Origin of the sequence: Ruoffia tabacinasalis, assembly GCF_042652985.1 — a bacterium.
Classification (GTDB): Bacteria; Bacillota; Bacilli; order Lactobacillales; family Aerococcaceae; genus Ruoffia; species Ruoffia tabacinasalis.
On record NZ_JBHSHQ010000061.1, the window covers coordinates 1 to 12444 of the forward strand.

Below are 12444 nucleotides of genomic sequence, written 5' to 3' on the forward strand. Positions count from 1 at the left end.
TAAAAACATTGTACCGCAAAAGGGCTGTTACATGGCCTTTTATCTTTTACACAATTATATGGACTTTATCGAAAAAAATAACCAAAAATTGAAAGTAATTATAGGGGGTATGATATTTATTTTTCTTTACTTTTATATAATATTTCATAAAAAACAATAATCATAATGAAAATTTATAGCTTATGTTGTAAAATGATATGTAGGCAATATATTAAGAAAATAATATTAGAATTTACCTGTCTTGAACGCTTGATTGTATAGAATTTTAGTGAAAGATAAAACTAAATTTATAAATAAACACAAAAAAAGCGCCGAGACAGCGCTACTCCTAGAAGTTGATTACGGACTAAGCCTTATTTTAACTTGCTATGTTGTATTGAATGATTCCAAAACTTATACTGAGAGAACGATACATAAACATGTGTTTTAGAGCTATGTTGTATTGAATGGTTTTTTATAAAATACTAGAAGTCTTGTTAATCTACTGATTTTTAGTGTTTTTTGTCTTACTTCTATTTTCTTTCCTTTACCTCTCAAAGAACATTTTCCCAAACTCATTCACTATCTGTTATAATAATCACGTATCTAAACAGAATTTAACTATATATAATCAACAAGGAGAACGAAACATGAATATAACAGTAGTGGGATTAGGTTACGTTGGACTTTCAAATGCGATTTTACTAGCACAACACAACAACGTTCGAGCATTAGAAATCGTCCAAGAAAAAGTCGACTTAATTAACCAAGGTAAATCACCGATAGCGGATAATGAAATTCAAAATTACTTAACAAATAAAGACTTAACTCTGGAAGCAACCACAGATAAAGAGCATGGTTTCGGTCATAAACCAGAATTCGTTGTCGTAGCAGCACCGACGGATTATGATGACGTGAAGGATCACTTTAATACAGTTGCTTTAGAAAGCGTCATTGAAGATGCGTTAGAGTATGCACCCGACGCGACTATTATTATTAAATCAACCATACCAGTAGGTTATACTCGTCGAATCAATGAAAAATATAAGACGAATAATATTGTCTTCTCGCCCGAATTTCTTCGTGAAGGAAAAGCGTTATTGGATAATTTATATCCTTCAAGAATTATTGTTGGAGAAAAATCAGAGCGCGGTCAAGCTTTCGCAAATTTAATGTTGGAAGGTGCGATTGCGAATGATGTTCAAGTTTTATTAATGGACTCCACAGAAGCAGAAGCAGTGAAATTATTCTCAAATACCTACTTAGCATTACGTGTGTCATATTTTAATGAGTTGGATACGTATGCGGAAACTAAAGGATTGAATACAAAGGCAATTATTGATGGGGTGAGTTTAGATCCTCGAATTGGTGATTACTACAATAATCCATCTTTTGGTTACGGTGGATACTGCCTACCAAAAGATACGAAGCAATTGTTAGCTAACTACAAAGATGTACCAAATAATTTAATACGTGCAATCGTTGATTCGAATGCAACTCGTAAAGGCTTTGTAGCGAATCAAGTTCTAGCAAAAGAGCCTAAAGTTGTTGGGATTTATCGTTTAGCTATGAAGACAGATTCGGATAACTTCCGTCAGGCTGCGATTTTCGATATTATGAGAGAAATGCGTGCTGAAGGGGTTGAAGTGATTATTTACGAACCGAGCTTAAATGCTGTCTCTTTTGAAGGGTATCGAGTCCTTAGTGATATTAATGAATTTAATCTAACTTCTGATGTGATTTTAGCGAATCGCATTTCTGAAGAAATTGAAGAAGTACGTGAGAAAGTTTATACAAGAGATATTTATAACGAAAATTAATTTAGATTTAGCCATTCATTTCAATAAGAAGTGAATGGCTTTTATTTATGTAAAGCTCATACCATGAGTTTCACTTATTATATAGTAGTAAGCAGATGTTTAACGGTCAAGAATTCATCATGTTATAATTAAATTATCTTAGCAAAGGGAGGACAATATAATGACAAACAATAACATTGAAGATCCGAGAACAAAATATTATACAGACGGTTTCTCAGAGAAAAATGAAGATGTCGCAAAGTCACCAGCGCTACAAAAGGATATGAAACCTGTTCCTGATTGTGGGGAAGAGTCATATAAAGGTAAAGGGCGTTTAGAAGGACGTCATGCGTTAATTACTGGTGCAGACTCTGGAATAGGTCGGGCAGCGGCAATTGCTTTTGCGCGTGAAGGTGCGGACGTTGCGTTTCAGTATTTTCCAGGAGAAGAACCAGACGCAGAAGAGGTTCGCGAATTAATTGAAGCAGAAGGACGAAAAGCACTATTAATTCCAGGCGATTTACGTGAAGAAGGCGTAGCAACAGAATTAATCAACAAAACTGTCGAAGAATTCGGTGAGATTGATATCTTAGTACTGAACTCTGCTCAACAAATCGCCCAAGCAAAATTAAGCGACTTATCAATGAAACAAGTAAATGATACATTCAAAGTGAATATTATTAGTATGTTTGAAGCGGTTAAGGCGGCTGAGAAACACTTGAAAGCTGGGAGCTCGATTATTACTACAACTTCCGTACAAGCAACAAACCCATCCGCATCGCTATTAGATTATGCTGCAACAAAAGGTGCGATTTCTAACTTTACGGTAGGTATGTCTAAATACTTCGGTAAAAAAGGGGTACGCGTGAATTCAGTAGCGCCAGGACCAATTTGGACGCCGCTTCAGTTAGATGACGGAAAACTTGAAGGAGACTTAGAAACATTTGGTCAAACTGAAACACTTGAACGTGCAGGACAGCCAGTTGAATTAGCACCGGTTTATGTCTTTTTAGCTTCAGAAGAAGCGAGTTATGTCACAGGTCAAATCTATGGTGTGACAGGTGGTCAAGACATTAGTCTATAAACGAATCTATATATAAGTTAAATGTAATATATTGCCCTGGATAACTAAAGTTACTTTGTTATATTTATATAACGAAGTAGCTTTTTTTGTTTGTAACACAATGAAAACTTATCATTGCAAGAAGTATATCATTTTACATTATGATGTCAGGTGATATACTAGTAATATAATTTAGAAAAATTTTAGGAGGAAATTATATGGATTTTTCATCATTCTTTGCGACACTTGACGCAATGTTACCAGGAATTATCGGAGCACTATTACTATTAGTTTTAGCTCTAATTCTTGCTTGGGGACTTAAACGTCTAACAATTAAAGGACTAGAGAAGGTTGGTTTTAGTCGCCGTACACAATCATGGGGCATGGCTAAGACAGAAGAGGAAGGTCAGCAATATACTGAAACGGTTGGATCAATCGTTTACTTTGCGACACTGTTATTCTTCTTACCAGGAATTTTAAACGGTTTAAATGTGGGTGGCGTTATGGACCCAATCGTGAACATGTTTAATAAATTCTTTAGCTATATTCCGAACATTTTAACAGCGATTGTTATTCTAGTCGCTGGTGCTTACTTCTGTAAGTTCGTTAAAAAGCTTGTTCGTAACTTATTATTAGGTTTAAACATTGATAAATGGTATGCAAAACTAACTGGTAGTACAACAGGTGCTGACGTCAATGAAGGTCAGATTGCAGAAGTACTTGCGACAGTTGTTTATGTATTAATCTTTATCCCAATTTTAACTGTAGCACTTGAAACATTAGGTATTCAATCAATTTCAGAACCGATTGTAGCAGTATTAAATCAAATCTTAAGTGCGATTCCTAATATCATTACAGCTGCTGTATTACTAATTATTGGTGGTGTTGTAGCGAAATTATTAGGTGACTTAATCGAAAACCTACTAGCAACAACAGGTGTTGATAAATACTCACGTTACTTAAACTTCCGTTCAGAAGTTTCTGACGTTAAAATTTCAAACATTACAGCTGCAGTTGTTAAAGGTGTGTTGATGTTATTCTTCTTAGTTGAAGCAATTTCTGTATTAAACTTAGAAGTTCTTAATACCATTGGTGCAGCAATCATTGCTTACATCCCATTAGTATTAAGTGCGATCATCATCTTAGCAGTTGCATTAATCGGTGGTAACATCTTAGCTAACTTCATTTCAAAAGCAACGGGTAACAAGTTATTTGGTGAAATCATCCGTTACGCAATTATCGTTTTAGGAGCATTCATGATCTTGGAACAATTACAAATCGCTCAAACAATTGTCAATGCAGGATTCATTATTATCCTTGGTGCAGCTGGTCTTGCAGCAGCCTTAGCCTTTGGTTTAGGTGGACGCGACTTCGCGGCTCGCCAATTAAACAAAGCGGATAAAGCCATTGAAGAAGAGATCGACAAAGCTGAAGATAATAACAACCATACAATTTAATCTATTGATAGAAGCCGCCTAAACTTTAGTCGGCTTCTTTTTTGTGTAAAATAGTGGAGTAGGGTGTTCAACTGGAGGAGTATAAAATAATTATTCCAGTTGAAGTGTTTAACTGGAAGAATCTAAACAAATTCCTAAATTTAAACTTACCAACACTATCTTTTGCACAAAACTGTCCTAAAAGAGTATAATAAACTAAAACAACAATGGAGGGATTAGAATGCCTTTTGTACGAATTCAATCTAAAGAAGGACGCACACCAGAACAGAAAGAAACTTTAGCAAAAGCAATCATTGAATCGATGATTGATCAAGGCTATGCGAATAAGGAAGCGATTAGCGTCACCTTTGAAGATATGGCTAAAGAAGACTTTTACAGTGGAGAAGACTACTAAAGACACAAATGCCCCTTGAGAACCTCAGGTCTCAAGGGGTATTTTTATGCATTCAATATGATGTTCATCGATTGATCAACGGATGATTCATAGGTTGCACCAAATTTGTTTAGATGAACCATTAATAAGTAAAGTCGGTAGAACTCGATGCGCAATTCTGAACCTTCAGACAGTGGGTAAGCTTCATCATAAGCAGCATAGAAGTCAGAATTAAAGCCACCAAATACTTTAGTCGCTCCCAAATCAAATTCGCGGTCACCGTACATAGAAGCGGGGTCAAATAAAGCAGGGCTACCGTCAGACAGGAACATATAGTTACCTGCCCATAAGTCACCATGTAATAATGAAGGGTCACTTTTGTGCTGAGTTAAGTTATCCACCATAATTTGTCTCACTTGTTGATAAGTCTCGCTTTGTTGTTGGTTCCATTTGTTGTTATCCACAAGCAGTCTGTGTAGTTTGTCCATCCTTCTTTCTACAAAAAGCTCTATCCAAGAATCAGTCCATGAATTATCGAACTGAATGTCAGCACCTTCATATGGGGCGTCAAACCCGTACAAACCATTATCCGAGTGATACTGATGCAATTGGGCAACCATTCTTCCTAGTTCACGTTGACTCCCATTTTGACCTTCCTCGAGATAGCTAAGTAATAGATAAGCATCACCTTGGTTTTCGCCCGAATCAATGACCTGCGGTACAGTGATTCCAGCTTTAGCCATTTCTTCTAAGCCTGCAATCTCACCTGTATAAAAGTCTGCACTGCGACCTGCTTGGACGAGTAGGAAGTAAGGTTTGGAATCTGTCTCTACTCGAAAGGCTTGGTTTACATCGCCTCCTGATACAGGGATGATTTCTTGAATTGAATCGATAGGTAATACATCTTTCCAGTTATGACTCATTGAATAAGCGCCTCCTTCTTGATTATTCAATATATTCATCTTTAGTAATAACCTCATCTGGCGTTTCAAAGCCTTCTTTTTGGTCTTGTTCAAAGTTTTCTTCAATGATTTGTGGTGGGCTAATATGTTTTGTCCAGAAGCCTCCGTGAATGTATTTTGCATCATATGAGATGAAAAATGCGTTCGGGTTTAGTTCATTAATTGTGTTACGCAAGGCTTTCTCAGTAGAACGTGGCGTGAGAATCGTTAAGACTAACCGGTTTCCATTCCGTCCGTAACCAGGTTGAATTGTCACCCCATAGCCACGTTCCCGCAAGGAATCAGCCAGCACATGGTTGTCATCATCAGTAAATACTTGCATGACAGAATAACCTAAAGCAATCCGGTCCTCTACTAACATACCTAAGTAAATTCCAACGCCAAAACCTAAAGCGTAAAAGATGAGGTACATGATGTTTTCTTCAATGTATGACATCACCATTGATAAGCCGAGTGTGTAAATCGTTATTTCGATAATAGCTAAGATCGGAGCAAGGTTTCGGTAACCTCGCATCGTCAGTAATGTTCGAATCGTGTTTAGCATAATATATACTAAGTTGATGGCAAAAATTTGTCCTAATACAAGCCAGTTCATAAATCAAAGGCCTCCTTTTAATAATCTCTAAAGTAAATGTTACAGTAAATTAAATTTTATGTAAATTAACTCGCTGTTTGTAGCTATATTTATAGGTTATGATAAAATAAGTTATCATTTGAAAAGAGGTAAAACTATGAAGAAAAGGTTAAAGCAATTAGCAGTTCTGATTGTATTGTTTTGGTCTTGGCATGCTGTATGGCTCTACTTCAATTTAGATGTTGGAGAGACTCCCGTACTCAGCGATGTGATCATCGTACCTGAAGGTGGAGATGGGCGTGAGGATCAAGCTGGCCGACTATTACTCGATGGTTATTCACTATCCGACCGAATTATTGTCTCACCTCTTTATGGAGAGAACTTAAATCTTTTACCTCACTATCAAAATGCAGGTGTGAGAGAAGATCAGATTATCGCTGAAAATGAAGCAACAAGTACCTACACAAATGCCGTAAACACATTAGAATTAATGGAGGAGAACGGCTGGGGCTCTGCATTAGTCGTCACATCTGATTACCATACGAGACGGACACGCATGATTTATGAGCGAGTAAACCGTCATTATGACTTTGATTTAACTTATATTTCAGCTTACGTTTATACGAATGAAGGGGAAGTCATTACTTATCTTGATACACCTGGACTTCGCAGTGCAGGGCGTCGTGAAATATATAAATATTATGGTTATCTATTTGGCTTATATCACTTCTTGGATTTAGATTAATAGTCATTTCTTTAGACTTTTGAATTTAGAAGCGGTATTATGTATTTTCTAAAAAATTGAATAGGGGGATTACATGTCAAAAAATTACAATATTGATAAGGTGAAGTTTGTTGCTGCTATTGGAGTAGTACTCATTCATGTATTTGCATTTATCGATTCGGCATATAACGAACCTTTGATTGAACTACAATGGCCTCGTGCTATATTTAACTACGCTGTTCCTTTGTTCTTCGCAATTACAGGTTATATATTGTCAAGCCGAACAAATGCATACATGTTAAAGTACGCAAGCAGTGTTTTACGTTTATTTATTTCTATTTCATTATTTTATTACGTGGTGTCTTTACTCATGGCAGGCCTCGAAGCTTGGTTGTATGAAGAACCGGTCATGGACGCTGTGATGGTCATCTTCCGTTCTAAAACGTGGCGGCAATTTGCGCAAGGAACAATTGGTTCTTACCATCTATGGTACTTATGGGCGAGCTTTCTTGGTATCTTGTGTTTGTATGGCTTAAATAAGATAATCAACTCACCAAGAATCTTAATCGTAAGTGTATTTGTCTTATATCTTGTATCGCTTTACTGTCTTGAAAATGGTCTGTTAACTGATATATTACGTTACGGGGGCTTCCCAAAAGCCTTGATGTATACAAGTATCGGCTATTATGTAGGGGTGCAAGGGGATTACTGGAAGTATAACTGGCGTGTCTTAATTGGTTGGATGTTTGTCTATGTTGTTACTTTTGGCTTTTTCTACCAAGGACAATATCTCGAACTATTATTTATTCCAACGATTTACTTAGTGATCACATTCTTTAATCGATACAAAGGTCAAGAAACAGTGATTGCGAAATTAGGGGATTACTCGGACCAAATTTATCTTTTACATGCTTTGGGTATTAATGTATACGGCCTATTGCTGTTCGTCTTTCCCAAGCTTCAGATTCACTCACTTCCCATTCGCGTTGTATTGATTACATTATTCGCAGTTGTCTTTTCACTTCTGTTATATATGCCACTCAACCGCTTTTATTTGGAACCGATGCAAAATTGGCTAAAGAAACTGCGTTTCAAATTTAATGATAATAGCAAACCAAACAATAAAATAGATTTAACTCAGAGCACATCGAAGTCATAAATTCGGTGTGTTTTTCGTTGTCTGACGATTTTTGCTGTTAATTCCATATTTTCGATTGAATTCGCTAAAAGTAAGTAAAAAAACATCTGACCTCTCCGTAATCATATTTTATTTACAAAAAAATAGTAGCAATTTCAATGAAATATCATTACATTAACAGTTGTACATAATATTAAAAATGGTATAATTGGTACGGTTTTATCTATATTTATATATATTTTGAAAGGGGAATCGTTTTTTATGAACGGAAAATTCTTTAACCTAATGCAAACATTAGGTAGATCTTTCATGTTACCGATCGCTTTATTACCGGTAGCTGGTCTGTTTCTTGGTATTGGTGCAACCATTACTGGGGACGCATTTATTGCACAGTGGGGCTTAGAAAATATTCTAGGCGAAGGTACAATCCTTAACGGGATCTTAAGTATCTTGACTGATGTTGGAGACATTATTTTTGGAAATCTGGCATTGTTATTCGCAATTGCGGTGTCGAGTAGTTTAGCTACTGCCCGTAAAGAGGTTGCGGCACTTTCAGCCGTTATTGGTTACTTAGTCATGTATCAATCAATTACTAGTACGTTGGCAAACTTTGGTGACATTGAGTCATTAAAAGAGATCAACGGTTTAGTTGGTTCAGTCTTAGGTTTTGAAGAAACATTGAATACAGGAGTATTCGGTGGGATTATTATCGGTTTAGTTGTTGCTTACTTACACAACAAATTCTACCGTGTTAAATTCCCAGATGCTTTATCATTCTTCGCGGGAACTCACTTTGTTCCAATTATCTCAACCGTTGCTGCTTTAATCGTTGGTGCAATCTTAGCCTTCGTTTGGCCATTCATCGGTGGGGGAATCGCTTGGTTAGGTGAGACAATCGCAGGATCAGGTCCAATTGGTGGATTCTTCTACGGTTACGTATACCGTGCATTAATCCCATTCGGCTTACACCACGTGTTCTACTTACCATTCTGGCAAACAGCAATGGGTGGTTCTATTGAGGTTGCTGGTGAAGTAGTTAACGGAGCGCAAAACATTGTCTTCGCTCAATTACAAAATGGTGACGTTATTAGTCCAGAAGCGGCTAAATACTTCTCATTCGCATTCCCAATGATGTTAGTTGGTTTCCCAGCTGCAGCATTAGCAATGTACCATACAGCTAAACCTGAACGTAAAGCTGATGTTAAAGGTCTTTTATTCTCAAGTTCATTAACTTCGTTCGTAACAGGTATAACAGAGCCGATTGAATTCTCAATTCTATTCGCCTCACCAGTACTTTACTTTGGTGTTAACGCGGTATTAGCTGGTTTATCAGTAGTAGTGGTTGAATTATTAAGTATCGGGGTTGGGTTTACATTCTCAGCTGGTTTCTTAGACTTCTTCCTATATGGTATGTTACCGGGTAATGAACGAACAAACTGGATTATCTTAGCGATTTATTCACTTATTTGGGGATTAGTATACTACGGACTATTCCGTTGGGCGATTACGAAATTCGACTTAAAAACACCCGGTCGTGAAGATGATGAAGAAGAAACTCGTTTACGTAGTAAAGATGAGTACCGTGAAGAGCATGGTATTGGTCAAGCTGCTAAAACAACAACCACTTCATCAACAGGTGAATTAACTGAAGAGGAGTTACGCTCACAACAAATTTTAGAAGGTCTTGGTGGACAAGACAACTTAGCAAGCTTTACTAACTGTGCAACACGTCTACGTGTAACAGTTGAAGATGGCGAGCAAGTGAATCAAGCACAATTACGTCGTACAGGTGCTGCTGGAGTTACTGTAAGTGGTAAATCTGTACAAGTTATCTATGGTACTCAAGTTGGTGGAATTGCGACTGACTTAGAAGATTATATTAACCGTGTTAACAAAGGTGAAATTCAAGTCACTGAAGCTACTTCTCAAGAAGCAGAAGTAGTTGTGGATGAAGAGCCAAAAGCAACTCCAGCAAAAGAAGAAACTGAACAAACAGTTGAAGGAATTGCAAGTCCATTAACAGGTCGTGTGGTTGCATTAACAGATGTTCCAGACGCAGCTTTTGCAAGTGAAGCATTAGGTAAAGGGGCAGCAATTGAGCCAACGGTTGGCGAAGTTGTATCACCAGTTAATGGTAAAGTTGTTACTGTATTCCCAACAGGTCATGCGATTGGTTTACAAACTGAAGCTGGCGCTGAAATCTTAATTCACATCGGTCTTGATACAGTTAATTTAGACGGTAAAGGCTTCAATGTGTTAGTTGATGCAGACGAAGAAGTAACTGTTGGACAAAAATTAGTTAAATTCGATATCGATCTAATTAAAGAAGCTGGTTACTCAACAATTACACCTGTTGTTGTAACAAACACAGCAAACTATAACAATGTCTCTGCTTCTGAGTTAGAAACAGTTAACGCAGGTGACGAGTTAATTACAATTGATTAATGATTGGAATTAATAACTAAAGTTTACAAAGAAACCGCTAGTATCGGAAAAGGTACTAGCGGTTTCTTTGCCTTGTTAGGGATGACAGCGTTTAACTGGAGGAATCTAAACAAATTGTTCCAGCTACGGCGTTTAACTGGAGGTATCTAAATGAATTGTTCCAGCTGCGGTGATTAACTGGAGGAATCTAAATGAATTGTTCCAGCTGCGGTGATTAACTGGAGGAATCTAAATGAATTGTTCCAGCTACGGCGTTCAACCGGAGGAATTTAAATTAATTCATCCAGCTGAGGCGTTTAACCGGAACATTACAAAATTATTCTTCCGCTTCTACTGAAGAAAGCACACCAATCAAGGGTTATAGCTTCCTCTTCCGCTTCATAAAGGAAAATGTTTAACTATGAAAGCATTTACATTGCGCTTCGAGAGAAATAGAATAGATTTATAAGTTATAGCAGACATATTTCCAGTACTTAAATTACTTACGGAAGAAAGCAATAAAGTCGTTATAAATTTCAAGGAGGCAGATATATATGTATAAATTTCCAGATGGGTTCTTGTGGGGGACATCAACTTCAGGTCCACAAAGTGAAGGAGTGGAGCCAGGAGACGGTAAAGGGATGAGCAATTGGGACTATTGGTTCCAAGAAGCACCAGAGAAATTCCATAATGGCGTTGGACCTGGTCGCACGTCAACATTTTATAAGAACTATAAAGAGGATATTGATTTTCTTGAACAAACGGGACATACAACCTTTAGAACATCGATCCAATGGTCACGATTAATTCCTGAAGGTGTTGGGGAAGTGAACCAACAAGCAGTTGAGTTTTACCGTGATGTATTCGAACGCATTAATGCTAAGGGCATCAAGTTGATGATGAATTTATACCACTTTGATTTACCTTATGCCTTACAAGAAAAAGGCGGCTGGGAAAATAAAGAAACAGTCTACGCATTCCGTGATTTTGCAGCGACATGTTTTGAACTGTTTGGCGATTTGGTGGACACTTGGTTTACATTCAATGAGCCCATCGTACCAGTTGAAGCAGGTTACTTAGGTGACTTTCATTATCCAGCCAAACATGACTTTAAAGCAGCGATTCAAGTCGGGTACAATACACAACTTGCGAGTTCAATGGCAGTTGAAGCGTGTCACCGATTGAATCCAGATCACCGAATTAGTGTCATCCTTAATTTAACGCCGGCGTATCCGAAAAGTGATAGCCCTGAAGATAAGAAAGCAGCGCGCATTGCGGAATTATTCCAAGCGAAAAGCTTCTTAGATCCATCAGTGAAAGGTGAGTATCCAGAGGAATTAGTACAAATTGTTAAAGACGCAAATGCTTTACCAGAGTATACCGACGAAGAATTAGACATTATCAAAAACAACACGGTCGATTTCTTAGGTGTAAATTACTATCAACCATTACGTGTACAAGCACCGTCACATACAGGTGACATTGATGTTGCATTAGGTTTAGAGAATTACTTCGACAACTACATTATGCCAGGTAGAAAAATTAATCCACACCGCGGTTGGGAGATTTACGAACAAGGTATTTATGATATCGCGATGGATATTAAAGAAAATTACGATAACATCGAATGGATCTTGACTGAGAATGGTATGGGGGTTGAAGGCGAAGAGAAATTTAAAGTAGACGGTATGATTCAAGATGACTACCGCATTGAATTTATCCAAAATCATTTAAAAGAATTACACCGAGCCATTCAAGACGGCGCAAACTGCCATGGTTATATGTTATGGACATTTATTGACTGCTGGTCATGGTTAAATGCTTACAAAAACCGTTATGGCTTAGTCGAATTAGATTTAGAAACACAAGAGAAAACAATGAAAAAATCAGGTTACTGGTTTAAAGAATTGAGCGAGAACAACGGCTTTTAAGCTAGTATACCTTTAGAAGG

At 37.3% G+C, this 12444-nt stretch carries 10 protein-coding genes; 8 read left to right on the plus strand and 2 right to left on the minus strand.

What is annotated here, in order from left to right:
* Positions 1 to 629 precede the first annotated feature (629 nt).
* The 4 genes from ACFO5Y_RS09820 (at position 630) to ACFO5Y_RS09835 (ending at position 4692) form a co-directional block, all read left to right on the plus strand.
* Positions 630 to 1799: a nucleotide sugar dehydrogenase gene (locus ACFO5Y_RS09820; protein ID WP_197104347.1), complete on the plus strand. Its 1170-nt coding sequence runs from the start codon at positions 630 to 632 to the stop codon at positions 1797 to 1799.
* Positions 1800 to 1959: 160 nt separating this feature from the next.
* On the plus strand, positions 1960 to 2862 hold the full coding sequence (locus ACFO5Y_RS09825; protein ID WP_197104346.1) for an SDR family oxidoreductase: 903 nt from the start codon (positions 1960 to 1962) through the stop codon (positions 2860 to 2862).
* 197 nt (positions 2863 to 3059) lie between these two features.
* Positions 3060 to 4298 carry a mechanosensitive ion channel gene (locus tag ACFO5Y_RS09830; protein ID WP_197104345.1) on the plus strand — a complete coding sequence of 413 codons (1239 nt, stop codon included), beginning with the start codon at positions 3060 to 3062 and terminating at the stop codon, positions 4296 to 4298.
* Positions 4299 to 4518: 220 nt separating this feature from the next.
* On the plus strand, positions 4519 to 4692 hold the full coding sequence (locus ACFO5Y_RS09835) for a tautomerase family protein (protein WP_197104344.1): 174 nt from the start codon (positions 4519 to 4521) through the stop codon (positions 4690 to 4692).
* Between the two features lie 44 nt (positions 4693 to 4736).
* Here the strand turns inward: ACFO5Y_RS09835 and ACFO5Y_RS09840 are convergent, their stop codons facing one another.
* A complete protein-coding gene (locus tag ACFO5Y_RS09840; RefSeq protein ID WP_197104343.1) occupies positions 4737 to 5594 on the minus strand; it encodes a fructosamine kinase family protein in 858 nt (285 codons plus the stop codon).
* 22 nt (positions 5595 to 5616) lie between these two features.
* Positions 5617 to 6228, minus strand: coding sequence for a DUF2179 domain-containing protein (locus tag ACFO5Y_RS09845; protein ID WP_197104342.1), 612 nt, complete (start codon positions 6226 to 6228; stop codon positions 5617 to 5619).
* 136 nt (positions 6229 to 6364) lie between these two features.
* On the opposite strand from ACFO5Y_RS09845, the gene ACFO5Y_RS09850 reads away from it, so the two are divergent.
* From ACFO5Y_RS09850 to ACFO5Y_RS09865, 4 genes are all read left to right on the plus strand, one after another.
* Positions 6365 to 6952: a YdcF family protein gene (locus tag ACFO5Y_RS09850; RefSeq protein WP_197104341.1), complete on the plus strand. Its 588-nt coding sequence runs from the start codon at positions 6365 to 6367 to the stop codon at positions 6950 to 6952.
* Between the two features lie 73 nt (positions 6953 to 7025).
* Positions 7026 to 8090 (plus strand): acyltransferase family protein, encoded by a 1065-nt coding sequence (locus ACFO5Y_RS09855; RefSeq protein ID WP_197104340.1) that lies wholly within the window; start codon positions 7026 to 7028, stop codon positions 8088 to 8090.
* Between the two features lie 240 nt (positions 8091 to 8330).
* Complete coding sequence (locus ACFO5Y_RS09860) at positions 8331 to 10514, plus strand: PTS sugar transporter subunit IIABC (protein ID WP_197104339.1); 2184 nt, start codon at positions 8331 to 8333, stop codon at positions 10512 to 10514.
* A gap of 533 nt (positions 10515 to 11047) precedes the next feature.
* Entirely contained in the window at positions 11048 to 12424 is a 1377-nt protein-coding gene (locus ACFO5Y_RS09865) for a glycoside hydrolase family 1 protein (protein WP_197104338.1), read from the plus strand.
* The last annotated feature ends 20 nt before the right edge of the window (positions 12425 to 12444 follow it).